We start from the raw sequence: 25,224 nt of genomic DNA, 5'->3' as shown, positions 1-25,224 counted from the left end.
ACCTCCTTATTTCGCTTTTTCTACGATCTCGACCAACCGCCATCTTTTGTCCTTGGACAGAGGTCTAGTCTCCATAACGCGGACACGGTCTCCGATGCGGCACTCATTCTTCTCATCATGGGCCTTCAATTTGTAGGTCTTCTTGACGATCTTCTTATATACAGGATGCTTGACGTTATCCACAACGGATACAACAATCGTCTTGTCCATCTTATCGCTGGAAACAACGCCAACCATGGTTTTTCTCATATTTCTTTCTTCCACGATACTTCCTCCTTTTCCGCCTACTGCGCAGCCTTCTGCGTAAGTACGGTCTGGATCCTGGCGATATTCTTTCTGACTTCCTTGATCCGGGCCGTGTTATTTAACTGATTGGTGGCATTCTGAAAACGGAGATTGAAAAGCTCTTTCTTTGCGGAAACCAATTCCATTTCCAATTGCTCCGTATTTTTTGCTCTCAATTCGTCTAAATAATTAGTTTTCTTCAACTCTATTCACCATCCTCATCCATTTGTCCGGCATCATTGCTCGGCAGCATCCAGCTCCGCATCCAATTCTGCACGAGAGGCAATCCGACACTTGACAGGAAGTTTATGCATGGCAAGGCGAAGCGCTTCTTTTGCTATATCCTCGGTCACACCGGCGATTTCAAACATAACACGGCCTGGCTTTACGACCGCCACCCAGTATTCCGGAGAGCCTTTACCGGAACCCATTCGAGTCTCCGCCGGCTTCGCTGTCACAGGCTTATCGGGGAAAATCTTGATCCACACCTGACCGCCACGCTTGATATAACGGGTCATGGCAACACGGGCTGCCTCGATCTGATTCGAGGTAATCCAGGCTGGCTCAAGGGAGATCAAACCGTAGTCTCCGTAATTGATACGGTTGCCACGGAGCGCTTTTCCGGACATGGTGCCGCGGAATTGCTTACGATATTTCACTCTTTTGGGCATTAACATTATTGCTCGCTCCCTTCCTTATTTTCTTTCACAGGAAGAATCTCTCCATTATTGATCCATACTTTCACGCCGATCTTTCCATAGGCGGTATTTGCTTCAGCGAATCCATAATCGATGTCCGCGCGAAGGGTCTGCAACGGGATATTTCCCTCACTGTAGGACTCTGTCCTCGCGATCTCGGCTCCGCCAACACGGCCTGCCACCATGGTCTTGATTCCCTTTGCGCCGGCCTTCATGGTACGGCCCATGGCTTGCTTCATGGCACGGCGGAAGGAGATACGATTTTCCAACTGCTGTGCGATATTCTCAGCTGTCAGCTGTGCATCGCGCTCCGGGCGTTTGATCTCCATAATATTCAGCGCCACTTTGTATTCTGTCAGCGCCTGAACTTCTGCCTTCAACGTCTCGATGGCGGCTCCGCCCTTACCGATTACAATACCGGGTTTCGCAGTGTAGATTGTAACCTTGATGCGGTTGGAGGCTCTCTCGATATCAATCTTGGAGATGCCCGACGCATACAACTTATCTTTCAGATATTTGCGAATTTTATTGTCTTCCACCAACAGATCGCCGAACTGTTTATCGTCGGCGTACCATTTTGCGCCCCAGTCTTTGATGATGCCGACCCTAAGGCCGTGGGGATTTACTTTCTGTCCCATGGGCTTCCTCCTTATCTCTCATTCAGAATAATCGTGATATGACTTGTCTTCTTAAGGATTCGATCGGCACGACCCTGTGCGCGAGGGCGAATTCTCTTCATGACAGAGCCCTGATTGGCGTACGCTTCCTGCACGTAGAGTTTGGAAACGTCGATATCCATATCACGCTCAGCCGATGCATACTCTGCGTTGGCTACAGCGGAGTCCAGCACCTTCTCGATGATGCGGGCGCCTTCTCTCGGAGTCGCCGCCAGTATTGCGGAGGCAAGACGAATATCTTTGCCTTTTATGGTATCCAAAACGATCTTCGCTTTGGAGGGTGAGATTCTAGCGTAGGATACTTTTGCTCTCGGCCTCAGATCCTTCTGCGCATTGCGCTCTCTCTTAATCTGACTTCTATGACCTTTTGCCATGTTGGGATCCTCCTTTCAAGAGTACTTGGATTAACGTACTTTGCCTTTCTTTTCATCTTTGCCGTGTCCACGGTAAGTTCTTGTCAAGACGAACTCTCCAAGTTTGTGTCCTACCATGTCCTCCGTCACATACACCGGGACATGTTTTCTTCCATCGTGAACCGCAATGGTGTGTCCGACAAAACTCGGGAAAATAGTGGATCTGCGGGACCAGGTCTTGATGACCTGTTTATCTCCAGACGCATTATACGCATCGATTTTCTTCAGCAGATGGTCGTCCGCGAAGGGACCTTTCTTTAAAGAACGCGCCATAGGTCTTTCCTCCTTTATTTCTTGTTCATCGCGCGGCTGCGCACAATATATTTGTTGGACTTCTTCTTCTTGTTGCGAGTCTTATACCCGAGAGCTGGCTTGCCCCACGGGGTCATGGGACTCGGACGGCCGATGGGGGAACGCCCCTCACCACCGCCATGAGGATGGTCGTTGGGGTTCATAACCGAACCGCGGACTGTCGGGCGAATGCCCATATGGCGCTTGCGGCCTGCTTTACCGATCTTAATCAGTTCATGATCTGCGTTTCCGACCTGGCCGATGGTGGCGCGGCAGTTGATGGGAACCAGTCTCATCTCGCCGGAGGGAAGACGAAGCGTCGCATATTTCCCTTCCTTGGCCATGAGCTGCGCAACATTTCCAGCGGAGCGAACCATCTGTCCACCTTTGCCCGGAACCAGCTCAATATTGTGAATGTTGGAGCCCACCGGAATATTCTTGAGCGGCAGGCAGTTGCCGACTTTAATCTCCGCATTCTCCCCGCTCATGAGAATGTCCCCGTCCTTCAGGCCAAGGGGCGCCAGAATATACCGCTTCTCGCCGTCTGCGTAGTGCAGGAGCGCGATGTTAGCGCTGCGATTGGGATCGTACTCGATTCCCGCTACTTTTGCAGGCACTCCATCTTTATTTCTCTTGAAATCAATGATACGATATTTGGTCTTGCTTCCACCGCCGCGGTGACGCACTGTGATCTTGCCATTGTTATTGCGGCCCGCGTTATTTTTAACCCGTACAACCAGAGACTTTTCCGGCGTGCTTTTGGTCACTTCGTCAAAAGCAGAGCTGGTCATGTTTCGTCTGGAAGGGGTATATGGCTTGTAGGTTTTGATCGCCATTCCATTCACTCCTTTTCAAGAAATAACTATCGATTACATTCCCTCGAAGAATTCGATATCTTTGCTGTCTTCCGTCAGCGTGACGATGGCCTTCTTTTTCTTCGCTGTCCGGCCAACGGTCATGCCTCTGCGTCTCTTCTTTCCCTGAATATTCATGGTGTTCACCTTCGCAACCTTGGCGCCCTCGAACATTTTTTCCACCGCCTCGCGGATCTGGATCTTGTTCGCCTCCGGATGCACTAGGAACGTATATTTCTTCTCACCCATGAGTCTCATACTTTTTTCTGTCACCACGGGCTTTAACAATACGTCATAATATTTAATATCAGCCATTATGCGTATACCTCCTCAATCTTCGCTACAGCGTCCTTCGTAGCGACAAAGGTCTCATACTTCAGAATGTCATAAACGTTCAGCATATCCGCGCGAACCGTCTTGACATTGGGAATATTGCGGGCGGAAAGGACAACGTTCTGATTGTCCCCGTCGAGAACGACCAATGCCTTCTCCACGTTGAAGTTATTCAACACGCCCACCATCGCCTTCGTCTTGATCTCCTCAAGATTCAGGTTTTCCAGAACGATCAGCTTATCTTCCTGCACTCTGGATGTGAGGGCAGACTTCAGGGCGATCCTGCGAACCTTCTTGTTGACCTTCTTGGAATAATCTCTCGGTTTGGGCGCGAAAACGACACCGCCGCCGACCCACTGGGGAGAACGGATACTTCCCTGACGAGCTCGTCCCGTTCCCTTCTGACGGTACGGCTTTCTTCCACCGCCCCGAACTTCAGCGCGGGTTTTTGCACTCTGAGTGCCCTGACGGCGATTCGCAAGATGTGCTACCACAACTTCGTGCATGACCACAGTGTTGACCTCCACATTGAAGATCTCATCTTTCAGTTCGATCTGTCCGCACTCTTTGCCGTCCATATTATATAAAGCTACTTTCGCCATGTGATTCTTTACCTCCTTTCAAGCTTACGCCTTCACACTGTCAAAAATGGTGATGACAGCTTTCTTCGGTCCCGGCACAGAACCCTTTACCAACAGCAAATTCTGCTCCGCATCCACTCTCACGATTTCCAGGTTCTGAACGGTGATCTGTACATTGCCCATATGTCCGGGCAGCTTCTTTCCTTTGAAAACTCGCCCAGGGGACGTGGCAGCACCCATGGAACCAGCATGACGGTGATACTTGGAACCGTGTTCCATCGGTCCTCTGGAGAAGCCATGGCGCTTGATCGCGCCTTGATATCCCTTACCTTTGGAGATACCTGTCACATCGACCTTGTCTCCAACTTCAAACACATCCGCTTTGATCTCGCTTCCGACCGCGTAGTCCTCCGCGCCGTCGATGCGGAATTCTTCAAGATGTCTCTTATATTCCACTCCCGCTTTGTCAAAATGCCCTTTCAAAGGTTTATTGACAAGTTTCTCACGGATTTCGCCAAATCCAACCTGGATGGCGCTATATCCATCGTGTTCCACAGTCTTGACCTGCGTCACCACGCAGGGGCCGGCTTCCAATACGGTTACCGGAATCATGTCGCCAGTTTCCTGATCGAAAATCTGCGTCATTCCGATCTTTTTGGCCATGATGGCTTTCTTCATACCTACACCTCCTAATAATCTACAGCGGACCCTTGCCTTCGTCTCAGAAAGCTTGTTTAGGGGGTCATCCTAGGTCATTAGTGCCTGCCGCCTATCGCTGGATTCTCGATCAGCAGGCGCCCCCGGCAGCGGACTCTTGTTCATGCCGGGCGTTGATTTATATCAACTTGAATAACCTTCTACTTTTTGCTTGTTTATACTGCTCCTTGGCGCGGCATACGATTTTAGCCGCCCTATATCGCGACTTAGTTGTTCTTAACGTCGACTTTGATATCAACGCCAGCAGGCAGATCAAGGCGCATCAGCGCTTCCACCGTCTTATTGGTCGGCATCAGGATGTCGATCAGTCTCTTGTGGGTTCTCTGCTCAAACTGCTCTCTGGAATCCTTGTATTTGTGTACCGCGCGGAGAATCGTCACGACCTCTTTGCGTGTCGGCATAGGAATCGGTCCACTGACCTGTGCCCCGGTTCTCTTCGCCGTCTCGACAATCTTCTGAGCAGACTGATCAATCAGCTGATGATCATATGCCTTTAAACTAATTCTGATCTTTTGGTTTGCCATAAAAAAACAGCCTCCTTTTCGCACTATGTTCCCATATGGGGGAGTCGTACGACAAACTAGCGACTGTACACTTACCCGTGTGTGTCCTATTCTTATAAACAAGCAAACTCGAATATCCACAACGTTCGATAGATTGTACAGTGACCTTGCCGTCAGTTTCTTGAACTTGACATTCGCTCCCCGGAAATCCCTCAGAACCTATCTCGGATAGCATTCTGATGCAACCTCCCGGATCTACACTATCAATGCCACAACATTTACCAGTATACTATAGTCTTGCAAAAAAATCAAGCTTTTTCTCAGGTTTTTTGCTGTTTTTTCATACAAATTTATCGCAGATTCTCCTGGACCGAAATTTTCTGGGTTTTCTTGAAATCTTAGCCTGTCTGTGATATGATAATGGCGCATTACTAAAATTTATTTTGACACAGAAAAGAGGCTGATTCATGAATTTTTTGCTCAATTTTATTAAGGGGATCTTTGTCGGGGTGGCAAACATTATTCCTGGTGTGAGCGGTGGAACCATCGCGGTCATCCTGGGGATCTTTGACCGTCTGATCTCCTCCATCAATTCTCTGTTCACCGACTTTAAGAAAAGTTTTCTATACCTGCTACCCATCGGACTGGGGGCTGTGGTAGGCATATTGGCCCTTAGCCACCTTCTCGAATTCTGTTACAAAACCTATTCCTTTCCGACGAATTATTTTTTTGTCGGCCTAGTTGCCGGAAGCATTCCCTTGATCTACCGCAAGGCTAGTTACAAAGGAATTAAACCCACATACATCATCCCTGCTGTTATTGCCTTTGCCGTGGTGGTCCTCTTTTCCCTGTTGAAGGACCCGGGGGCCTCTGCCAACTTTGCGGAGATGTCCGTCACAAACGCAGCCATCTTTCTGGGCGCCGGTGCCGTAGCGGCTGCCGCCATGGTAATTCCAGGGATCAGCGGATCGTTTGTCCTTGTCCTCCTTGGCATCTACCCCTCTGTCCTGAAGGCGCTTAACACTTTCAATATTCCGCTTCTGCTGTCTCTAGGAATCGGAATTGTCATCGGCGTTCTCCTGATCAGCAAACTCATCTCCATCCTCATGGAGAAGGCGTATTCCGTAACATATTTTGCAATCCTCGGTTTGATCATCGGCTCCCTCTACTCCATCGCGGCTGATCCTGCGACCTACGCCAGCGGCGTCAACGTCCCTTCCGTTATTGTGTCTGTCATTACGTTCATCGTCGGTTTTTTCCTCGCCCTCATCCTCGGCCGGGACAAATCGGCGTCTTAATTCTCTAGGAAAGAAGTGATATCGTTGATCATCGATTTTCACACTCATATTTTCCCTGATGCCATCGCAGGTCCCGCCATACAGTCTCTTGCAGAGCGCTCTCATGCGACGCCGTACCGCGGCGGCACTGCCGCGGATCTCAAAGCGTCAATGCTTGAGGGCGGCATCGATAAAAGCGTCCTTTTGCACATTGTAACGAAGCCAAAGCAATTTGCCAACGTTCATCGGTTTGCCCTTGCGGTGGCGGAAGACAACCCTGAGTTTATCTCCTTCGGCAGCTTTCACCCAGACAGTGAGCACTGGCGGGATGAGATACGACAGATTGCCCGAGACGGCCTAAAGGGGATCAAGCTCCATCCCGACTATCAAAATTTTTATGTGGATGAAGAGCGCTTATATCCCATGTATGAGGCAATTTTCGAGGAAAATCTGATTCTCGTCTTTCACGCCGGCTTGGACATTGGATATCCGGATATCCATCATTGCACCCCCCAGCGGGTTTTGCGTTTTCTCCCTCATTTCGAGGGCGCGCCCATCGTTCTCGCCCATATGGGCGGATATCAGTATCAGGAGGATGTCATCCGTGATCTCGCCGGGGCGCCTGTCTATCTGGATGCCGCCTACTGTCTGAATCATCAGATCCCACCGGATGATTTTCTCCGCATCGTGGCCGCTCACGGCGCTGATAAAATATTGTTCGCAACCGATTCTCCCTGGCACAGCCAGAAGCTGGATGTAGATTCCCTCTGCTCTCTCCCCTTGTCCAATGAGGATCAAGATGCGATTCTGTGGCGCAACGCCGCGTCGTTGTTAAAGCTTTCCCTGTGATACCGTGTCCCTGTGGCTGAGCGTCACCGCCATCCGCATTGCTGGACATCCTCCAACAGTTGTCTCGCTTCTCCCTCGGTGAACCGCCGCATGGGAAAGGTAGCGTTTCCCACAGGAAACCCTTTTACCTCAAGGAGCTGTTTGACGGAAGGGATGACTTTGTACTGGCACAGAACCGCAATGATCCGGCTAATGCGGTACTGAATCGCCCTCGCCTCCTCCATCCTGCCCTCTTGAAATGCGGTGTACATGGCTTTGAAATCTGGCAACATGATATTGTATGTGGATCCGATGCCCGCGTGGGCTCCCGCCGCCAGTCCGCAGAGCAGTGTTTCATCCGGCCCGTTGATGAGGTTAATCTCGCCGTTCGTCATATCCAGCAACCGTATCATCTGAAAATAGTCGGAGCTAGACCACTTGACCGCTGTGACGTTCTCTATCGTAAAGATCCGGGCAATCAACTCCGGCGACATGGAGACGCCGCCGCTCGGCAAAAAATAAACCATGACAGGGATATCCACCGCAGCAGCCAGGGCCTTGTAATACTGGTAGATATCCTCTTCCGAGTAGGCAAAATAAAATGGAGGAATGGAGGCGACTGCATCGACTCCAGCTTTCTCCGCGTGTTTGGCTAGCTCAATGCTATCACCGGCATTCATAGCGGCAATATGATCGATGACCGGCGCGCGGCCGTGAATCTGGTCAACACATACTTCACACATCGCCATACGCGTGTGCTTTTGGAGGACAAGCCCCTCACCTGTACCGCCGCAAATGTAAAAGCCATCCGCCCCCTGTTGCAGCTCCCATTCCATAAGATCTCGCGTGGCCTGCTCCCGAAGCGCGCCAGTGTCCTCAAGTGGCGTGACAAGCGCTGGAAGAATCCCCCTGTAAAATTGTGTCTTCATTTCTCCTTGTTCCTTTCTTATACGAAAAGTTCGCGGAATGCGAACTTTGGAAGTCTCTTCGGTTCTTTGGATTTTCCTATAAGACAAAAAGCTGCCCTTGGAGAGGATATGCCCCTCTCCAAAGGCAGCTTTTACTGTGCTTATTCAATGATTTCCGTGATGGAACCAGCACCAACTGTACGTCCGCCTTCACGGATGGAGAACCGAAGTCCTTTTTCCATCGCGACGGGGTAGATCAGCTCGATGCCCATCTCAACGTTATCGCCAGGCATGCACATTTCCACTCCCTCGGGAAGCGTGATGACACCCGTAACGTCGGTGGTTCTGAAATAGAACTGAGGACGATAGTTGGTCAGGAACGGAGTGTGACGTCCGCCCTCTTCCTTCTTCAGAACGTAAACCTGACCCTTGATCTTGTGGTGAGGTGTAACGGAACCGGGCTTCGCCAGAACCTGCCCTCTCTCGATCTCCGTTCTCTGAATACCGCGGAGAAGCGCACCGATGTTATCGCCGGCTTGGGCCTCATCCAACAGCTTGTGGAACATTTCGATACCTGTCACAACATACTTCTTGGACTCGCTGTGAAGACCAACCAGCTGCACCTCATCGGATACATGCAGAACCCCACGCTCAACACGGCCTGTCGCAACGGTACCGCGACCGGTGATGGAGAATACATCCTCAACAGGCATAAGGAAAGGCTTGTCGGTGTCTCTGACAGGAGCCGGGATATACTCATCTACGGCGTCCATGAGCTCCATGATCTTGTCGCCCCAGGGGCCGGTGGGATCATTCAGAGCCTGCAGAGCGGAACCCTGGATAACCGGAATGTCATCGCCCGGGAAGTCATAGCTGGACAGAAGTTCACGGATCTCCATCTCAACCAGTTCAAGAAGTTCTTCATCGTCAACCATATCGCACTTATTCATGAAAACGACGATATAGGGAACGCCAACCTGGCGGGAAAGCAGGATGTGCTCTCTCGTCTGGGCCATAGGGCCATCGGTGGCTGCTACGACCAGGATGGCACCGTCCATCTGGGCAGCACCCGTGATCATGTTCTTAACGTAGTCGGCATGGCCGGGGCAGTCGACATGGGCGTAGTGGCGCTTCTCAGTCTCATACTCAACGTGCGCTGTGGAAATCGTGATTCCACGCTCTCTCTCTTCCGGAGCCTTGTCGATGTTATCAAAAGCGACCGCTTCGCCGGTGCCCAATCTCTGGTGGAGCGTGTAGGTGATCGCCGCCGTCAACGTGGTCTTGCCATGGTCAACGTGACCAATGGTGCCAATGTTAACATGGGGTTTGGTTCTTTCGTATTTAGCTTTGGACATTATTGAATTCCTCCTTAATAATTATTCGCGATACTGGTTCAAATAGACTGCGTCTTGTTTCATTATAGTGAAAACCATGGGTTTTTGCAAGTGTTTTTCTAAAAAATATGAAAAGAATTAGCTTGCAGGGCGATGAATCAATCTTCCTTCCCCTTATTCGACAGAATTTTCTCCTGAACGCTCTTGGGCACGGGATCATAGTGATCGAAGAACATCGAGTACACACCGCGACCCTGGGTCTTGGAGCGCAGGTCTGTGGCATACCCAAACATATCGGACAGCGGCACAAACCCGTGAATGATCTGGGCGCCGTTGACCGCTTCCATCCCCTCAATCCGTCCACGGCGGGAATTGATATCTCCGATGACGTCTCCCATATAATCCTCGGGCACAGTGACGTCCACGCGCATGATGGGCTCCAGCAAAATCGGAGCGCCTTTGCGCATGGCCTCCTTGAAGGCCATAGAGCCTGCGATCTTGAAGGCCATCTCGGAGGAGTCGACATCGTGGTAAGAACCGTCGTACAGTTCCGCCTTGATACCAAGAACCGGATATCCGGCCAAAATTCCACTCTGCATCGCTTCCTGAATACCGCTGTCGACTGCGGGAATATATTCCTTTGGAATCGCGCCGCCGACGATGGCGTTGACGAACTCATACAGATTCTCCGCGTTGGCGTCTGTGGGGGAGAAACGGACTCTACAGTGACCATACTGTCCGCGGCCACCAGACTGTCTGACGAATTTGCCCTCCACGTCAACCTCCTTGGTGATCGCCTCTTTGTAGGCGACCTGAGGAGCACCGACATTGGCCTCCACCTTGAACTCACGCAGGAGACGGTCCACGATGATCTCCAGGTGAAGCTCACCCATACCGGAGATGATCGTCTGACCCGTCTCAGGATTGGTGTAGGTCTTAAAGGTGGGATCCTCCTCAGCCAGCTTCGCCAGCGCAATGCCCATCTTTTCCTGCCCTGCCTTGGTTTTTGGCTCGATGGCCACGGAGATAACGGGTTCCGGGAATACCATGGACTCCAGGATGATGGGATGCTGTTCATCGCACAGAGTGTCGCCTGTGGTGGTCACCTTCAGGCCGACGGCCGCTGCGATGTCCCCGGAGTATACCTTGTCCAGCTCCTGCCTCTTGTTGGCGTGCATCTGAAGGATTCGACCGATTCTTTCCTTTTTGTTCTTCGTCGAGTTCAAGACATAGGAGCCGGAATTGATGGTTCCGGAATAAACCCGGAAGAAGGCCAGCTTCCCGACAAAGGGGTCCACCATGATCTTGAACGCCAGAGCCGAAAACGGCTCTTCATCCGACGCATGGCGCACATCTGTCGCCTCAGAATCCGGCAGCGTTCCCTCGATAGGGGGGATGTCCAGCGGAGAGGGCATATACTCGATAACCGCGTCCAGCAACTTCTGAACACCCTTATTGCGATAGGCTGTTCCACAGAGCACAGGGATGATCTGTACGTTGCACACGCCTTTTCGCAGAGTCTCTTTCAACTGGTCAAGGGAGATCTCCTCCCCCTCCAGATAGAGCATCATCAGCTCATCATCGGTCTCACAGATGGATTCAATCATGGCATTGTGGTACTCTTCCGCCATCTCCTGCATATCCTCCGGAATGTCCGTTTCTGTGATATCTTCGCCGAGGTCGTCATTGTAAATGAAAGCCTTCATGGTCATCAAATCAACGACGCCCTTAAATTCGTCTTCCTTGCCAATCGGCAGCTGAATCGGAACCGCATTGGCATTCAGACGGTCTTTCATCATCTGTACGGCATTGTAAAAGTTAGCTCCCATGATGTCCATCTTATTGACGAAGGCCATCCTGGGAACGTGGTATTGGTCAGCCTGGCGCCACACATTTTCAGACTGTGGCTCCACGCCGCCTTTGGCACAGAAGACACCCACCGCTCCGTCCAAAACGCGCAGGGAGCGCTCTACCTCAACGGTAAAATCAACGTGTCCCGGCGTATCAATGATATTGATGCGGTTTTCCTTCCAAAAACAGGTGGTCGCAGCGGACGTAATGGTGATACCGCGCTCCTGCTCCTGCTCCATCCAGTCCATCTGGGCGGTTCCTTCATGGGTATCGCCGATCTTATGGGTCTTACCGGTATAGAACAGAATACGTTCCGTCAGCGTGGTCTTACCGGCGTCAATGTGCGCCATAATCCCAATATTACGCGTGTCCTGGAGCGAATATTCTCTAGGCAATGTTTGTTCCTCCTCTTAAACTACCAGCGGAAATGAGCAAATGCCTTGTTGGCCTCCGCCATCTTGTGGGTATCTTCCTTCTTCTTGACAGAAGCACCTGTATTGTTGGCCGCATCCATAAGCTCATTGGCTAATCTTTCTTCCATGGTCTTCTCGCCACGGTTTCTTGCATACAGTGTCAACCAGCGCAGACCTAATGTCTGGCGGCGCTCCGGCCGCACCTCCATCGGGACCTGATAGGTTGCACCGCCGACTCGCCTTGCCTTAACTTCTAAGACAGGCATGATATTGTTCATCGCTGCTTCGAAAACCTCAAGAGCATCCTTGCCAGTCTTTTCCGCGATCCGGTCAAAGGCGCCATACACGATTTTCTGCGCAACTCCCTTTTTACCATCCAGCATGATGTTGTTCACCAACTTGGTCACAACCTTGCTGTTATATAAAGGATCTGGCAGTACTTCTCTTTTGGTGATATGTCCTCTTCTAGGCACGATTCTTCCCTCCTTAATCAATCAATTAAATCATCGGTACTCACTTCGTCTGTGTGTCGTGCAAAGTACAGCCTCGATCAAAACACTGCAACATGAGTTTGGACGTAGGTACTAAGCACATACTTTTGAAAACAGGGATAAGACTTATTTCTTCGGGCGCTTGGCACCGTACTTAGAACGGGCCTGCTTGCGATTGGCAACGCCAGCCGTATCCAACGTACCGCGGACGATATGATAACGAACACCAGGCATATCCTTGACACGGCCGCCACGGATCAGCACAACGCTGTGTTCCTGAAGGTTATGGCCCTCACCCGGAATATACGCCGTCACTTCAATACCATTGCTCAAACGCACACGGGCGATCTTGCGCAAAGCCGAGTTCGGCTTCTTGGGCGTATCCGTCTTAACAGCCGTACAAACACCGCGTTTCTGGGGAGCGGAGAGATCTGTGCTTCTCTTCTGCAAAGAGTTCCATCCCTTCTGCAGAGCGGGAGCAGTGGACTTCTTTTCCGCGACTTGTCTTCCCTTTCTTACCAATTGGTTAAAAGTAGGCATACTTGCACCTCCTGTCTAGATTTTGAGCGTCCATTGTCGTGTTGCAGCGGCAATAAATCGCAAATATCGCATGCGGACAGCATCGCAGGCGCTTTTGACACCCGAATCCTCTACTGGAAAAAAACCGGATATCCTCCGGTTTTCATCCGTCTAGCCATATCGCATACTGATCCAGTATATCATGATGGGTTTCATTTGTCAACGATTATTTTGACAAATTACGTGAAGAGATCGGATTCCTCCCCATCATCCTCCATATACTCATCCAGTTCATCCGCCAGCTCGTCGTCAAAGGCGTCATCTACATCATCAAATTCGGGCAGCTTGACCGGTTCCTTCTCCTCCTGGATGGGAGGATATAGGTCCGCGTCATCGACGCTCTTGACAAATTCCGCGCGCTGATACTGGCTCATTCCTGTTCCGGCCGGTATCAGTTTACCAATAATGACATTTTCTTTCAATCCCACAAGAGGATCGACCTTGCCCTTGATCGCCGCCTCCGTCAAAACCCTGGTTGTCTCCTGGAAGGAGGCCGCCGACAAGAAGGAATCCGTCGCCAGGGATGCCTTCGTGATTCCCAGCAGAATCCGCTCGCCCTTTGCCGGTTCCAAACCATTTTCTATGGCTTCCGCGTTCTTTTCCTCAAATTCCAGGTAATCCACCAGGCTGCCGGGCAGCAGATTGGTCCCGCCGTTTTCCTCTATTTTGATTCGTTTCAGCATCTGCCGCACGATGATTTCCACATGCTTGTCGTTGATATCAACGCCCTGCAAACGGTACACTCGCTGGACTTCCTGAATCAGATAATCCTGGACCGCTTCAAGCCCTTTGATCTTTAGAATGTCGTGGGGATTGACGGAACCTTCCGTTAACTCGTCACCCGCTTCCACAAACTGTCCGTCTCTGACTTTGAGGCGTGCGCCGTAGGGAATCATGTAGGCTTTCGATTCCTTTGTCTCCGGGTTCGTCACGACGATTTCCCGTTTTTTGCGGGTCATGTTCTCCGTAATCTCGCCGCCAAACTCAGAAATAATGGCGAGACCGCGGGGTTTTCTGGCTTCAAAGAGCTCCTGCACACGGGGAAGACCTTGGGTGATATCATCGCCCGCGATACCGCCGGTGTGGAAGGTCCGCATGGTCAGCTGCGTGCCAGGCTCTCCGATGGACTGTGCAGCAACAATTCCCACTGCTTCTCCCATACGGACAGGGCGGCCGGTGGACATATCGGCGCCGTAGCATTTGGCGCAGACGCCTAACTTCTGTTTACAGCTCAACATGTTTCGGATGTGAACCTTTTTAATTCCCGCGTCAATGATCTTTTGCGCCTGCCGCACCGTGATCATGGTGTCCTCTTCCACCAGGACTTCCCCCGTCTCCGGATGGCGAATCTCATCGATGGACCAACGGCCCGTGATTCTCTCTTCCAGAGGCTCAATAACCTCATCTCCATCCATAAAGGCCGCTACCCATACACCCTCTGGCTTTTCATGGTCGTGGCAGCAGTCCTCCGCGCGGATGATAATATCCTGGGATACATCCACCAGACGTCTGGTCAGATATCCAGAGTCAGCTGTGCGCAGCGCAGTATCCGCCAGCCCCTTTCTCGCTCCATGGGCTGAAATAAAGTACTCCAGCACATCAAGGCCCTCTCGGAAATTGGACTTGATCGGCAGCTCAATGATGTCTCCCGATGGATTCGCCATAAGGCCCCGCATTCCAGCCAACTGTTTCAACTGGTCATTGGATCCTCGGGCTCCGGAATCCACCATCATAAAGATGTTATTGTCTTTGCCCAATCCATCCAACAGCATGTCGGTAATCTTGCGGATTGTCTCTGTCCAGATGTTGATAATCCGGTCATGGCGCTCCTCGTCCGTGAGGAATCCTCGTTTAAAGTTTTTCAGCGTCCGCTCAACTTCTTTTTCCGCCGCTGAAATCAATTCCGGTTTCTTTTCCGGAACCACCATATCCGATACGGAAACTGTAATCGCGCCCTTCGTGGAATACCGGAATCCCAGTGATTTGATATCATCCAGGATCGTAGCTGTTTCTGTGATACCGTGGACATCGATACACTTCTGCAGTATCTTCTGTAACTGTTTTTTACCCACCAGGAAGTTGACCTCATAGTCTATGAAACTCTCCGGCCGCTTGATATCCCGCTCCACATAGCCCAGATCCTGGGGAATCCGCTCATTCAGAATGATTCTTCCCACTGTGGTCTTCAACATTCCCGTGACTTTGACTCCCTCTACCATGATCGTCCGGCGGATGGTAACCGGGGCGTGCAGGGTCAGCTCTCCATTGTCGTAGGCGAGGATGGCCTCATTCTTATCCTTGAACATGCGGCCGCTCCCCTTGTCCGTCTCCCTCTCCATGGTGAGATAATAGATCCCTAATACCATATCCTGGGACGGAACCGTAACCGGAGCGCCATCCGACGGCTTTAACAGGTTGTTGGTGGATAGCAACATGAAACGGCACTCCGCCTGCGCTTCCACCGACAGCGGAACGTGAACTGCCATCTGGTCTCCGTCAAAGTCTGCGTTATACGCGGTACAGACCAGGGGATGAAGCTTGATGGCTTTGCCCTCGACCAGCGTCGGTTCAAAGGCCTGAATTCCCAGACGATGCAGTGTTGGGGCGCGGTTTAACATAACCGGATGTTCTTTGATGACATCCTCCAGTACGTCCCATACCTCAGACTGAAGGCGCTCCACCATCCGCTTCGCCGACTTGATATTGTGGGCCAGCTCTTTTTCGACCAGCTTCTTCATGACAAAGGGTTTAAACAATTCGATGGCCATTTCCTTCGGCAGACCGCACTGATAGATCTTAAGCTCCGGGCCTACGACGATAACGGACCGCCCAGAATAGTCAACACGTTTGCCCAGTAGATTTTGCCGGAACCGCCCCTGCTTACCGCGCAGCATGTCGGACAGGGATTTCAAGGCGCGATTGCCAGGTCCCGTCACCGGGCGGCCGCGGCGGCCGTTGTCAATAAGAGCGTCAACTGCTTCCTGCAGCATCCGCTTTTCATTGCGCACAATGATATCCGGGGCGCCAAGATTCAGCAGCCGGCGGAGACGGTTATTTCGGTTGATGACCCGGCGGTACAGATCGTTCAGGTCCGACGTGGCGAACCGGCCGCCGTCCAGCTGTACCATTGGGCGCAGGTCCGGAGGAATAACCGGCACCGCGTCCAGGATCATCCACTCAGGCCGGTTTCCCGATTGCAAGAAAGACTCCAGTACTTCCAACCGCTTGATGATTCGGATTCTCTTCTGCCCGGAGGTATTGGCCAACTCTTCCTTCAGCATGGCCGTCTCTTTTTCCAGGTCGATGGCTTCCAGCAGTTCTTTGATCGCCTCCGCCCCCATCCCGGCTCGGAATCCGTCTCCATATTTATCATAGGCTTCCCGGTATTCTCTCTCCGTCAGAAGCTGCTTATGGGCAAGACCTGTATCTTTTGCATCGAGGACGATGTACGAGGCAAAGTAAAGCACTTTTTCCAGCGCACGGGGCGGAATATCCAGGATGAGTCCCATCCGGCTGGGAATCCCTTTAAAGTACCAGATATGGGATACGGGAGCCGCCAGCTCAATATGTCCCATCCGCTCGCGCCGGACTTTCGACTTGGTGACCTCGACGCCGCACCGGTCACAGATAACGCCTTTATAGCGGATTCTCTTATACTTGCCACAGTGGCATTCCCAGTCCTTGTTGGGGCCAAAAATGCGCTCACAGAATAAACCGTCGCGCTCCGGCTTCAATGTTCTGTAGTTGATTGTCTCCGGCTTTTTCACTTCCCCGTGGGACCACTCGCGGATCTTTTCAGGTGAAGCAAGGCCAATTTTGATCGCGTCAAATTGTATCGATTTATCGCTGGTGTTTACAGCCATAGCGAAGCAGCGCCCCTTTCTTATTTTTCATCCTCAAATAGCGACTCATCCAACGAATCCGCATCGGCTATCTGGAATCCCGAATCCTCAAAATTTGGATTCTCAAAATCTAGCTCTTCCAATGCCAAATCATCCAAATCCGAATCAAAATCATCCGCCGGGGCGTCGCCTCCCGCGTAACCAGGTGCATGATCCACGTCTTCCAGGCCTTCCAGGTTGACATTCAGCTCCTGTACCTCATCGTCGATATCCTCTTGAATCTCGACCTCCTGGGCGTCTTCCGTCAACACGCGGATATCCAGCCCCAGAGACTGCAATTCTTTGAGTAGAACCTTAAAGGATTCTGGCACACCGGGCTCCGGAATGTTCTCACCCTTGACAATGGCCTCGTAGGTTTTGACTCGCCCCACAATGTCGTCGGACTTCACCGTCAAAATCTCTTGGAGAGTGTATGCCGCTCCATAGGCTTCCAACGCCCACACTTCCATCTCTCCGAAGCGCTGACCGCCGAACTGCGCTTTTCCACCCAGCGGCTGCTGTGTAACCAGAGAGTACGGTCCCGTCGAGCGGGCATGGATCTTATCGTCAACCAGGTGATGCAATTTTAGATAGTACATATAGCCCACCGTGACGTGATTATCAAAGTATTCTCCCGTCCGGCCATCTCGAAGGGGAATTTTTCCGTTTCGGTTGATGGGAACGCCCGCCCATTCTTCCCTGTTATCGTAGTTCTCATGGAGATATTCGACGACGTCCGGATGCAGAATATCATGATACTTATCCACAAATTCATCCCAGGACTTATTGACATAGTCATCCGCCATCTCAAGGGTATCCATGATGTCAAACTCATTGGCGCCATCAAAGACAGGAGTCGCAATGCGGATGCCGAGTGCTTTCGCCGCAAGCCCTAAGTGAACCTCAAGGACCTGCCCAATATTCATACGCGAGGGAACGCCCAGAGGATTCAAAACGATATCCAGGGGTCGGCCATTTGGTAGAAACGGCATATCCTCCACGGGAAGAATTCTGGATACGACACCCTTATTCCCGTGACGTCCAGCCATCTTGTCACCGACGGAGATCTTTCTCTTATGGGCGATATACACGCGAACCAGCTGATTGACGCCCGGTGACATCTCATCCCCATTTTCTCTCGTGAAGATCTTCATATCCACGATGATTCCCTCTTCACCGTGGGGAACCCGCAGGGACGTGTCTCGGACCTCTCTGGCTTTTTCTCCAAATATTGCCCGGAGAAGACGCTCCTCCGCTGTTAGTTCCGTCTCACCCTTTGGGGTCACCTTTCCCACAAGGATATCGCCCGCATGAACCTCCGCACCGATGCGGATGATTCCGCGCTCGTCCAAATCTTTCAGAGCGTCGTCGCCCACATTGGGGATATCCCGTGTGATCTCCTCCGGTCCGAGCTTCGTATCCCGTGCCTCTGTCTCGTATTCTTCTATGTGAAGAGACGTATAGACATCCTCCGCCACAAGCCGCTCACTCAGCAAAACTGCGTCCTCATAGTTATATCCCTCCCAGGTCATAAAACCGATCAGGGCGTTCTTTCCCAAAGAAAGCTCGCCGTTGTCGGTTGACGGCCCATCGGAGATGGCCTCGCCCTCTTCAACCCGCTGGCCCTTTCGGACAAGAGGTCTCTGGTTAAAGCAAGTGCTCTGGTTTTGCCTTTTAAACTTTAACAATTTATACGTGTCCTTCGTGCCATCGTCGCAGCGGATCACAATTTTCACAGCGGACACGGATTCCACAACCCCCGCATGTTTAGCTAAGATACAGGAGCCAGAGTCCACCGCTGACTTGTATTCCATACCGGTTCCCACGACAGGCGCTTCCGTCACGAGAAGAGGAACCGCCTGGCGCTGCATGTTGGAACCCATCAGAGCCCGGTTCGCATCGTCATTTTCGAGGAAAGGAATCAGGGACGTGGCAACGGAGAATACCTGCTTAGGCGACACGTCCATCAAGTCGATCTCCATGTCGTCCATCTCAATATTGTCATCGCGGTAACGCCCTGTAACGCGCTGTTTCTTGAAATGTCCTTCACTGTCCAGCGCCTCATTGGCCTGGGCAACGCGGTAATTTTCTTCTTCGTCCGCTGTAATATAGACAACTTCATCGGTTACAACGGGGACATCGCCTGATTTGTCGATCTTTCGGTAAGGCGCCTCGATAAATCCATATTTATTGATGCGGGCGTAGGTGGCCAATGAGTTGATCAATCCGATATTGGGACCTTCTGGCGTCTCAATAGGGCACATTCTTCCATAATGGGAGTGATGGACGTCTCGAACTTCAAACCCAGCCCGTTCACGGGAGAGGCCGCCCGGTCCAAGGGCTGACAGACGCCTCTTGTGCGTCAACTCAGCCAGCGGGTTATTCTGGTCCATAAACTGCGACAGCTGTGAGCTTCCAAAGAACTCCTTGACTGCCGCCGTAACGGGGCGAATGTTGATAAGCGCCTGGGGCGTCACCACTTCCAGATCTTGGGTCGTCATGCGCTCCCGCACAACGCGCTCCAAACGGGCCAGTCCAATGCGGAATTGATTCTGCAAAAGCTCTCCTACGCAGCGAATCCGGCGGTTGCCCAGGTGGTCAATGTCGTCCACATTTCCAATCCCGTAGTCCAAATGGAGATTATAGTTGATAGAGGCCATAATGTCTTCGAAGGTGATATGCCGCGGAACTAACCGGTAGGACTCCTTCTTCAACATCGCCTTCAACTCATTCCATTCCAGCTGCATATCCAGAATTTCTTCTAGAACGGGATAGTAAACCAGCTCTCCGATCCCCGCCTCATAAAGTTCCTCCTCGGTCAGGTCCAGATGGGCGTGAATATCCACAGCCAGGTTGCTGAGAATCTTAATCTTTTGGTCCTCTTTCGTAACCCATATATAGGAGATACCCGCGTTCTGAATCGTGTCGGCAAGAGACATGTCGATTCTGGTGCCGGCGGTGGCAAGGAGCTCTCCTGTGGAAGCATCCACCACATCCTCAGCCAATGTCAAGCCATTGACGCGATTTCGCAGCGCTAGTTTTTTGTTAAATTTATAGCGTCCGACTCTTGCCAGATTATACCGTTTATTATCGTAGAACATGGAGTATAATAGGCTCTGTGAGCTCTCCACCGTCGGCGGCTCGCCTGGGCGTATGCGCTTATAGATCTCGATTAACCCTTCCTCAACGGATTTGGAGTTGTCTCTCTCAATCGTAGCCAAAAGCTTGGGATCCTCTCCGAACAGTTCAAGAATCTCGGAGTCAGTGCCAACCCCTAGGGCGCGAATCAGAACTGTTACCGGTATCTTACGCGTCCGGTCTACACGGACGTAAAAAATATCGTTGGAATCCGTCTCATATTCTAACCATGCCCCTCTGTTGGGGATCACAGTTGATGAAAAGAGGGGCTTACCTGTCTTGTCAATGGTCTTTGCATAGTAAATGCCGGGGGAGCGTACTAACTGGCTGACGATAACTCGCTCAGCTCCGTTAATGATAAAAGTTCCTGTCTCCGTCATCAAAGGGAAGTCGCCCATGAAGATCTCATGTTCCTGCTTCTCCTTTGTCTCCTCGTTGGTCAGTCGGACTTTGACTTTCAACGGCGCTGAATATGTGGCGTCTCTCTCCTTCGCTTCCTCAATGGTGTACTTCGGGTCCCCGGTCAAATTGAAATCAATAAATTCCAGAGACAAATTGCCGCTAAAATCCGTGATCGGATTGATGTCCTCAAAGACTTCCCTGAGCCCTTCGTCGATGAACCACTTGTAAGAGTCCTTTTGAACATCCAGGAGATTCGGCATGCCGAGAACTTCCTTTTCTCTGGCGTACGTCATCCTAATCCGGTTTCCGAATTTCTGCGGATGGATCCGATTTTTTTCCATAAATACGTTTCACCCCTTGACAGATTTGTAGACCGATATTAAACAGCAGTGAAAAGCCTTTCTATCCCATTTTTTCCAGGATTTGGAGGCTTTACACAACTTTTTGAATAGATCTTGATTTTTATCTTGGTTTATGGTATCATATTAGAGAATATAAAAATAGACAATATGATGCAATTTATAATATTATCATGTTTTTCTTCATATGTCAAGGTGTTTTATCGAAGTTTTGTCCCTTTATTTGGAAGATTCTACTTCTTTTTGCTTGATTGCGAGCTTTATTTTACTATATATCTCTTTTTTCTTTGTCACGAAAATGAAAGAGCGAGCAGGATTTTATTTCCTCTCGCTCTTTTTGCTTGTCTGTTCTGCTGGAGGTAAATAAGTTCGCTTCGCGAACTTTGGAAGAACCTTCGGTTCTTCAAATTTTATCCGCTTCGCGGCTTACTGGAGGTAAATAAGTTCGCTTCGCGAACTCAAATTGCGTCCGCTTCCTGGAGGTAAAAAAAACTCTACACAGATGGTTTAACCCACCCGCATAGAGTTTTCTGTTCCTGCTCCGTTGATTATTTAATGGTAACTTTGGCGCCAGCCTCTTCCAGCTTCGCCTTCAGCTCGTCAGCTTCTTCCTTCGGAAGGGCTTCCTTGAGGACTTTCGGAACAGCCTCAACGAAATCTTTCGCTTCCTTCAAGCCAAGACCCGTCACTTCGCGGACGACCTTGATAACCTTGATCTTCTGAGCGCCTGCATCGGTCAGCTCAACATCAAACTCGGTCTTCTCCTCCTCAACAGCGGCAGCCGGTCCCGCCGCTACCATTACACCGGCGGCAGCGGAAACGCCAAAGGCCTCTTCCGCAGCGGTTACTAATTCATTCAATTCTAATACCGTCAGTTCTTTGACGGCGTCAATGATCTCCTGTACGCTTAATTTAGCCATTACAGTACACCTCCATAGTCATTTGTCTGTTAGATTGGGGGCTTACCCCCGTAAAGGGTTTACTCCGCAGAATCTTCCGCAGCTGCTTCTGCTGGGGTTTCTGCGGGCGCTGCCTCTCCGCCTTTCTTGACGATCTCGTTGATCACGCGGGCAAAGGAAGCCATGGGCGATTTGAAGCTGCCCAACAGTCTGGAGAGAAGTTCTTCTCTCGGAGGAATCTTGGCAATCTTGACGATATTCGATGCATCGTAGTACACGCTATCGACAACACCAGCCTTGAATTCCAAAGGTTCAAAATCGTTGACGAAGGAATCCAGATTTCTAGCTGCGGCGGTGGCATCGTCATAGCTGATTGCTACGGACGTGGGCCCCTCCAAGTGAGGAGCCAGAGCCTCGAACTCTGTTCCCTTGATGGCGAAGTTTACCATCGTGTTCTTATAGACCTTGTAGTCCACTCCTGCTTCGCGCAGAGCCTTACGCATTTTCGTGTCCTGCTCTACCGTCAGCCCTCTGGCGTCTACCAAAACGACGGAACTAGCCCTCTCAAGCTTTTCCTTGATCTCATTGACAACCTTCTGCTTTGCTTCGATCTTTGGCACTTTCATTCACCTCCTGGAACGATACTACCGGATGCTCTCTCGCGACGAATCTCGCTATAAAAAGTCTGCCTTGCGGAAGACTTTCCTATAGGATAACAAAAGCCCTTCCGCGGAAGGGCTTTTACTCTCTTGACAAAACTTCTTCAAAAGAAACAATTCACCTCGGCAGGCCCTTCTCTGTTACGGCACATCGCCACCTGCTGTCTCCGGCTGTCTTATTGAATTGATCACACAAGACATTGCCTATTATACCAAAGAGACTGTCCTGTGTCAAGCTAAAATTTCTGATTCTGCTCTACGCCACCCTTATTCCTCCGCGCGAAGAGGGTTGATCTTAACGCCAGGTCCCATGGTGGAGCTCATGGAGATGCTGCGCAGGTATTGACCCTTGGCGGCGGATGGCTTCGCTTTTATAATTGCACCAATCAGAGTGCGGAAATTGTCGACCAGCTTGTCTTTGCCGAACGACACCTTTCCAACCGGCACGTGTATGATGTTCGTCTTGTCCAGCCGATACTCAACCTTACCAGCTTTGATTTCAGAGATGGCGCGGGTTACATCCATCGTCACGGTACCGGACTTCGGATTCGGCATCAATCCCTTCGGTCCAAGAACACGGCCCAGACGTCCTACAACGCCCATCATATCCGGAGTTGCCACGACAACATCAAAATCAAACCAGCCTTCGCCCTGGATCTTGGAGACGAGATCCTCGGCTCCAACAAAATCAGCGCCAGCTTCCTCCGCTTCCTTGGCCTTGTCACCTTTTGCAAAGACAAGGACTCGAACGGTTTTGCCTGTTCCATGGGGCAAAACGACAGCTCCGCGGACTTGCTGATCGGCGTGACGTCCGTCAACTCCCAATCTCACGTGTACTTCTACGGTCTCATCAAACTTCGCACTGGCCATCTTCAACACATTCTCGATGGCCTCTGCGGGAGCGTACTGCGCGGCCTTATCATATTCCTTGACCGCAGCCAGATATTTCTTACCTCTTTTCATAACGTAACCTCCTTGTGGTCGTAGCGGGGAGTTTCCCTCCCACAATTTTTGTTGCACGGGATTCGGATCAGCGGCATCCTTGTCCCAATTCTGAGTGTATTTTCTACAAACGACTATTCTTCTACCGTCACGCCCATGCTTCTGGCCGTCCCTGCGATCATGCTCATTGCTGCCTCGAGGCTGGCGGCATTGAGATCCGGCATTTTCAGTTCCGCAATTTCCTTCAGCTGCGCCTTCTTCAGAACAGCGACCTTCTTCGCCTTCGGGCTTCCGGAACCGGACTTGATATTGCAAGCTTTCTTGATCAGCATTGCTGCCGGGGGAGTCTTGGTGACAAATGTAAAGCTTCTGTCCTGATAAACGGTAATGACGACGGGGATGATCATGCCCGCTTCATTGGCCGTTCTCGCATTGAATTCCTTTGTAAACGCTTGGATATTGACACCGTGCTGACCCAGAGCAGGACCTACCGGAGGAGCTGGGGTCGCTTTGCCAGCCGGGATCTGCAACTTAATATATCCTGTGATTTTCTTTGCCATGTTACGTTACACCTCCAAAGTATGAAACGACTAAATCTTTTTGATTTGTGTTGAGCTCAGCTCCACCGGAGTCTCCCGCCCGAATATGGACAGCGTGACGATCACGGTTTCTGTGGGCTCGAGAATCTCTGTTACATTTCCTACGGAGCCTTCAAAGGGTCCATCGATAACCTGAACCGTTTCTCCGAGCTCCACGTCGATTTTGGATTTCTGAAGCTGAATACCGAGCTTGTTGACTTCTTCCTCCGATAAAGCGACCGGTTTGGAACCTGGCCCCACAAACCCTGTCACGCCGCGGGTGTTGCGCACGACATACCAGGTATTGTCATTCATAATCATATTGACCAGCACATAACCGGGAAATACTTTTCTCTGCACGACAACCTGCTTGCCATTCTTATCTTCCACGCAGTCTTCCAGAGGGACCGCTACCTCAAAAATCTGATCCTGCATACCTCGATTGCCGACCAGCTTCTCGATGTTGGCCTTAACCTTATTTTCATAACCGGAATAGGTGTGCACCACATACCACTTTGCTTCTTCTGCCACTGTGCTCATCCCCTACTTCTTAATTAATAAATTTTCCAGCAAGGTTCGAATCTTGAAGAAAACCAGGTCATAAACGCTGATAATGGCAGTAAAAATAGCGCACACGATGATGACGATGCCCGTCTTTTGAGCAAGTTCCTTCTTTCCGGGCCAGACAATCTTCTTCCACTCGCTCTTAAGCTCTTTTAAGCTGAACATAGCTCTTTATTCCTCCTCATTCTCGGGATCCAAAGCTCCCTTCCTCCGGACCCTTACCGGGTTTCTTTGTGAAGGGTGTGGCGCTGACAGAAACGGCAGTATTTCTTGGTTTCCATTCTGTCGGGGTGTGTCTTTTTGTCTTTCGTCGTGTTATAGTTCCGCTGTTTACACTCTGTGCATTCTAAGGTAATCCTGGTACGCACAACTTCCACCTCCATTGGTTTGTTTCAAACAAGGGCTTGCAAAAAAGCACAAAAAAAAAGAACCCTTAGATTTACTCATTTACTTTAGCACAGTTGCCCGTAAAAGTCAATAGGATGGAGGAAAATCTACGATTTTATTTTTTATATGTAAATTCCCAAAGTAAGTGCCACAGTGGGATTTAAAATGGGATTTACTTTGATACGTCATTTGTGGTTGAATTGAATCTGGGAAATTATTTCTCAGAAAGGAGGCCACACATATGGCTAAAAAATCGAACCCAAGAAAAAACAAACATCTTACTTTGGAGGAGCGCAAGGTGATTGAGGACTGCCTCGGAAAGCGCATGACCTTCAAGGCCATTTCCCAACTCGTCCAGAAAGACCCCACCACCATCTCTTAC

Annotated in this window: 28 protein-coding genes and 1 other annotated feature; of the genes, 3 read left to right on the top strand and 25 right to left on the bottom strand. The window is 50.8% G+C overall.

Annotated features, from left to right (window positions below; translation table 11 throughout):
• Positions 1-6: 6 nt before the first annotated feature.
• From rpsQ to rpsJ, 11 genes are all read right to left on the bottom strand, one after another.
• Positions 7-264 (bottom strand): 30S ribosomal protein S17, encoded by a 258-nt coding sequence (gene rpsQ / locus H8730_RS06880; protein ID WP_177714779.1) that lies wholly within the window; start codon positions 262-264, stop codon positions 7-9.
• Positions 265-284: 20 nt separating this feature from the next.
• The gene (gene rpmC, locus H8730_RS06875) at positions 285-488 is read right to left on the bottom strand and encodes a 50S ribosomal protein L29 (RefSeq protein ID WP_177714781.1); all 204 of its coding nucleotides are present in this window, start codon (positions 486-488) and stop codon (positions 285-287) included.
• A 33-nt stretch (positions 489-521) separates the two neighbouring features.
• A complete protein-coding gene (gene rplP, locus H8730_RS06870; RefSeq protein ID WP_177714783.1) occupies positions 522-962 on the bottom strand; it encodes a 50S ribosomal protein L16 in 441 nt (146 codons plus the stop codon).
• Entirely contained in the window at positions 962-1,621 is a 660-nt protein-coding gene (gene rpsC / locus H8730_RS06865) for a 30S ribosomal protein S3 (RefSeq protein WP_177714785.1), read from the bottom strand. Before rpsC ends, rplP begins: the two co-directional genes overlap by 1 nt.
• A gap of 11 nt (positions 1,622-1,632) precedes the next feature.
• Complete coding sequence (gene rplV / locus H8730_RS06860; RefSeq protein ID WP_177714786.1) at positions 1,633-2,034, bottom strand: 50S ribosomal protein L22; 402 nt, start codon at positions 2,032-2,034, stop codon at positions 1,633-1,635.
• Between the two features lie 30 nt (positions 2,035-2,064).
• Entirely contained in the window at positions 2,065-2,346 is a 282-nt protein-coding gene (rpsS, locus tag H8730_RS06855) for a 30S ribosomal protein S19 (RefSeq protein WP_177714788.1), read from the bottom strand.
• A gap of 14 nt (positions 2,347-2,360) precedes the next feature.
• Positions 2,361-3,200: a 50S ribosomal protein L2 gene (rplB, locus tag H8730_RS06850; protein ID WP_177714790.1), complete on the bottom strand. Its 840-nt coding sequence runs from the start codon at positions 3,198-3,200 to the stop codon at positions 2,361-2,363.
• Between the two features lie 33 nt (positions 3,201-3,233).
• Entirely contained in the window at positions 3,234-3,533 is a 300-nt protein-coding gene (gene rplW, locus H8730_RS06845; protein WP_177714792.1) for a 50S ribosomal protein L23, read from the bottom strand.
• Positions 3,533-4,153: a 50S ribosomal protein L4 gene (gene rplD, locus H8730_RS06840; protein ID WP_177714794.1), complete on the bottom strand. Its 621-nt coding sequence runs from the start codon at positions 4,151-4,153 to the stop codon at positions 3,533-3,535. The genes rplW and rplD overlap by 1 nt, the downstream gene beginning before the upstream one ends.
• A 24-nt stretch (positions 4,154-4,177) precedes the next feature.
• A complete protein-coding gene (rplC, locus tag H8730_RS06835) occupies positions 4,178-4,810 on the bottom strand; it encodes a 50S ribosomal protein L3 (protein ID WP_177714796.1) in 633 nt (210 codons plus the stop codon).
• A 245-nt stretch (positions 4,811-5,055) separates the two neighbouring features.
• Positions 5,056-5,373: a 30S ribosomal protein S10 gene (gene rpsJ, locus H8730_RS06830; protein WP_177714798.1), complete on the bottom strand. Its 318-nt coding sequence runs from the start codon at positions 5,371-5,373 to the stop codon at positions 5,056-5,058.
• Between the two features lie 446 nt (positions 5,374-5,819).
• On the opposite strand from rpsJ, the gene H8730_RS06825 reads away from it, so the two are divergent.
• Positions 5,820-6,650, top strand: a complete 831-nt coding sequence (locus H8730_RS06825; RefSeq protein WP_177714800.1) for a DUF368 domain-containing protein — start codon at positions 5,820-5,822, stop codon at positions 6,648-6,650.
• Positions 6,651-6,674: 24 nt separating this feature from the next.
• Positions 6,675-7,478: an amidohydrolase family protein gene (locus H8730_RS06820; RefSeq protein WP_177714802.1), complete on the top strand. Its 804-nt coding sequence runs from the start codon at positions 6,675-6,677 to the stop codon at positions 7,476-7,478.
• A 23-nt stretch (positions 7,479-7,501) separates the two neighbouring features.
• On the opposite strand, the gene H8730_RS06815 is transcribed toward H8730_RS06820, so the two are convergent.
• The 14 genes from H8730_RS06815 to rpmG form a co-directional block, all read right to left on the bottom strand.
• A complete protein-coding gene (locus H8730_RS06815; protein ID WP_177714804.1) occupies positions 7,502-8,386 on the bottom strand; it encodes a dihydrodipicolinate synthase family protein in 885 nt (294 codons plus the stop codon).
• A 140-nt stretch (positions 8,387-8,526) separates the two neighbouring features.
• Positions 8,527-9,720, bottom strand: coding sequence for an elongation factor Tu (gene tuf / locus H8730_RS06810; protein WP_177714806.1), 1,194 nt, complete (start codon positions 9,718-9,720; stop codon positions 8,527-8,529).
• A gap of 137 nt (positions 9,721-9,857) precedes the next feature.
• The gene (fusA, locus tag H8730_RS06805; RefSeq protein ID WP_283243890.1) at positions 9,858-11,945 is read right to left on the bottom strand and encodes an elongation factor G; all 2,088 of its coding nucleotides are present in this window, start codon (positions 11,943-11,945) and stop codon (positions 9,858-9,860) included.
• Between the two features lie 20 nt (positions 11,946-11,965).
• On the bottom strand, positions 11,966-12,436 hold the full coding sequence (gene rpsG, locus H8730_RS06800; protein ID WP_177714808.1) for a 30S ribosomal protein S7: 471 nt from the start codon (positions 12,434-12,436) through the stop codon (positions 11,966-11,968).
• Between the two features lie 144 nt (positions 12,437-12,580).
• Complete coding sequence (gene rpsL, locus H8730_RS06795; protein ID WP_177714810.1) at positions 12,581-12,994, bottom strand: 30S ribosomal protein S12; 414 nt, start codon at positions 12,992-12,994, stop codon at positions 12,581-12,583.
• Between the two features lie 218 nt (positions 12,995-13,212).
• Positions 13,213-16,896, bottom strand: coding sequence for a DNA-directed RNA polymerase subunit beta' (rpoC, locus tag H8730_RS06790; protein ID WP_177714812.1), 3,684 nt, complete (start codon positions 16,894-16,896; stop codon positions 13,213-13,215).
• 20 nt (positions 16,897-16,916) lie between these two features.
• Positions 16,917-20,795 carry a DNA-directed RNA polymerase subunit beta gene (gene rpoB / locus H8730_RS06785; RefSeq protein ID WP_177714814.1) on the bottom strand — a complete coding sequence of 1,293 codons (3,879 nt, stop codon included), beginning with the start codon at positions 20,793-20,795 and terminating at the stop codon, positions 16,917-16,919.
• 566 nt (positions 20,796-21,361) lie between these two features.
• Positions 21,362-21,733 (bottom strand): 50S ribosomal protein L7/L12, encoded by a 372-nt coding sequence (gene rplL, locus H8730_RS06780; RefSeq protein ID WP_177714816.1) that lies wholly within the window; start codon positions 21,731-21,733, stop codon positions 21,362-21,364.
• Positions 21,734-21,792: 59 nt separating this feature from the next.
• Complete coding sequence (rplJ, locus tag H8730_RS06775) at positions 21,793-22,332, bottom strand: 50S ribosomal protein L10 (RefSeq protein ID WP_177714818.1); 540 nt, start codon at positions 22,330-22,332, stop codon at positions 21,793-21,795.
• Positions 22,333-22,418: 86 nt separating this feature from the next.
• Positions 22,419-22,560: a sequence feature (ribosomal protein L10 leader region), on the bottom strand.
• A gap of 78 nt (positions 22,561-22,638) precedes the next feature.
• A complete protein-coding gene (gene rplA / locus H8730_RS06770) occupies positions 22,639-23,334 on the bottom strand; it encodes a 50S ribosomal protein L1 (RefSeq protein ID WP_177714820.1) in 696 nt (231 codons plus the stop codon).
• A gap of 113 nt (positions 23,335-23,447) precedes the next feature.
• On the bottom strand, positions 23,448-23,873 hold the full coding sequence (gene rplK, locus H8730_RS06765) for a 50S ribosomal protein L11 (protein ID WP_177714822.1): 426 nt from the start codon (positions 23,871-23,873) through the stop codon (positions 23,448-23,450).
• A 30-nt stretch (positions 23,874-23,903) separates the two neighbouring features.
• Entirely contained in the window at positions 23,904-24,431 is a 528-nt protein-coding gene (gene nusG / locus H8730_RS06760; RefSeq protein WP_177714824.1) for a transcription termination/antitermination protein NusG, read from the bottom strand.
• A 3-nt stretch (positions 24,432-24,434) separates the two neighbouring features.
• Entirely contained in the window at positions 24,435-24,620 is a 186-nt protein-coding gene (gene secE / locus H8730_RS06755) for a preprotein translocase subunit SecE (protein WP_177714826.1), read from the bottom strand.
• 53 nt (positions 24,621-24,673) lie between these two features.
• Positions 24,674-24,838, bottom strand: coding sequence for a 50S ribosomal protein L33 (gene rpmG / locus H8730_RS06750; RefSeq protein WP_283243887.1), 165 nt, complete (start codon positions 24,836-24,838; stop codon positions 24,674-24,676).
• A gap of 245 nt (positions 24,839-25,083) precedes the next feature.
• Here rpmG and H8730_RS17575 point away from each other — a divergent pair.
• Positions 25,084-25,224: helix-turn-helix domain-containing protein (locus H8730_RS17575; protein ID WP_249289791.1), on the top strand; the 141-nt coding region annotated here is incomplete at its 3' end.

The organism is Bianquea renquensis, assembly GCF_014384895.1.
GTDB lineage: Bacteria > Bacillota > Clostridia > Lachnospirales > Bianqueaceae > Bianquea > Bianquea renquensis.
The sequence above is the reverse complement of the archived record's forward strand: the minus strand, read 5'-3'. Positions and strand labels throughout refer to the sequence as shown.

Coding starts and splice junctions, on each gene's coding strand:
- rplP (WP_177714783.1), bottom strand. CDS start 962: ATGTTAATGCCCAAAAGAGTGAAATATCGTAAGCAATTCCGCGGCACC.
- rpsC (WP_177714785.1), bottom strand. CDS start 1,621: ATGGGACAGAAAGTAAATCCCCACGGCCTTAGGGTCGGCATCATCAAA.
- rplV (WP_177714786.1), bottom strand. CDS start 2,034: ATGGCAAAAGGTCATAGAAGTCAGATTAAGAGAGAGCGCAATGCGCAG.
- rpsS (WP_177714788.1), bottom strand. CDS start 2,346: ATGGCGCGTTCTTTAAAGAAAGGTCCCTTCGCGGACGACCATCTGCTG.
- rplB (WP_177714790.1), bottom strand. CDS start 3,200: ATGGCGATCAAAACCTACAAGCCATATACCCCTTCCAGACGAAACATG.
- rplW (WP_177714792.1), bottom strand. CDS start 3,533: ATGGCTGATATTAAATATTATGACGTATTGTTAAAGCCCGTGGTGACA.
- rplD (WP_177714794.1), bottom strand. CDS start 4,153: ATGGCGAAAGTAGCTTTATATAATATGGACGGCAAAGAGTGCGGACAG.
- rplC (WP_177714796.1), bottom strand. CDS start 4,810: ATGAAGAAAGCCATCATGGCCAAAAAGATCGGAATGACGCAGATTTTC.
- rpsJ (WP_177714798.1), bottom strand. CDS start 5,373: ATGGCAAACCAAAAGATCAGAATTAGTTTAAAGGCATATGATCATCAG.
- H8730_RS06825 (WP_177714800.1), top strand. CDS start 5,820: ATGAATTTTTTGCTCAATTTTATTAAGGGGATCTTTGTCGGGGTGGCA.
- H8730_RS06815 (WP_177714804.1), bottom strand. CDS start 8,386: ATGAAGACACAATTTTACAGGGGGATTCTTCCAGCGCTTGTCACGCCA.
- tuf (WP_177714806.1), bottom strand. CDS start 9,720: ATGTCCAAAGCTAAATACGAAAGAACCAAACCCCATGTTAACATTGGC.
- rpsL (WP_177714810.1), bottom strand. CDS start 12,994: ATGCCTACTTTTAACCAATTGGTAAGAAAGGGAAGACAAGTCGCGGAA.
- rpoC (WP_177714812.1), bottom strand. CDS start 16,896: ATGGCTGTAAACACCAGCGATAAATCGATACAATTTGACGCGATCAAA.
- rpoB (WP_177714814.1), bottom strand. CDS start 20,795: ATGGAAAAAAATCGGATCCATCCGCAGAAATTCGGAAACCGGATTAGG.
- rplL (WP_177714816.1), bottom strand. CDS start 21,733: ATGGCTAAATTAAGCGTACAGGAGATCATTGACGCCGTCAAAGAACTG.
- rplA (WP_177714820.1), bottom strand. CDS start 23,334: ATGAAAAGAGGTAAGAAATATCTGGCTGCGGTCAAGGAATATGATAAG.
- rplK (WP_177714822.1), bottom strand. CDS start 23,873: ATGGCAAAGAAAATCACAGGATATATTAAGTTGCAGATCCCGGCTGGC.
- nusG (WP_177714824.1), bottom strand. CDS start 24,431: ATGAGCACAGTGGCAGAAGAAGCAAAGTGGTATGTGGTGCACACCTAT.
- secE (WP_177714826.1), bottom strand. CDS start 24,620: ATGTTCAGCTTAAAAGAGCTTAAGAGCGAGTGGAAGAAGATTGTCTGG.
- rpmG (WP_283243887.1), bottom strand. CDS start 24,838: ATGGAGGTGGAAGTTGTGCGTACCAGGATTACCTTAGAATGCACAGAG.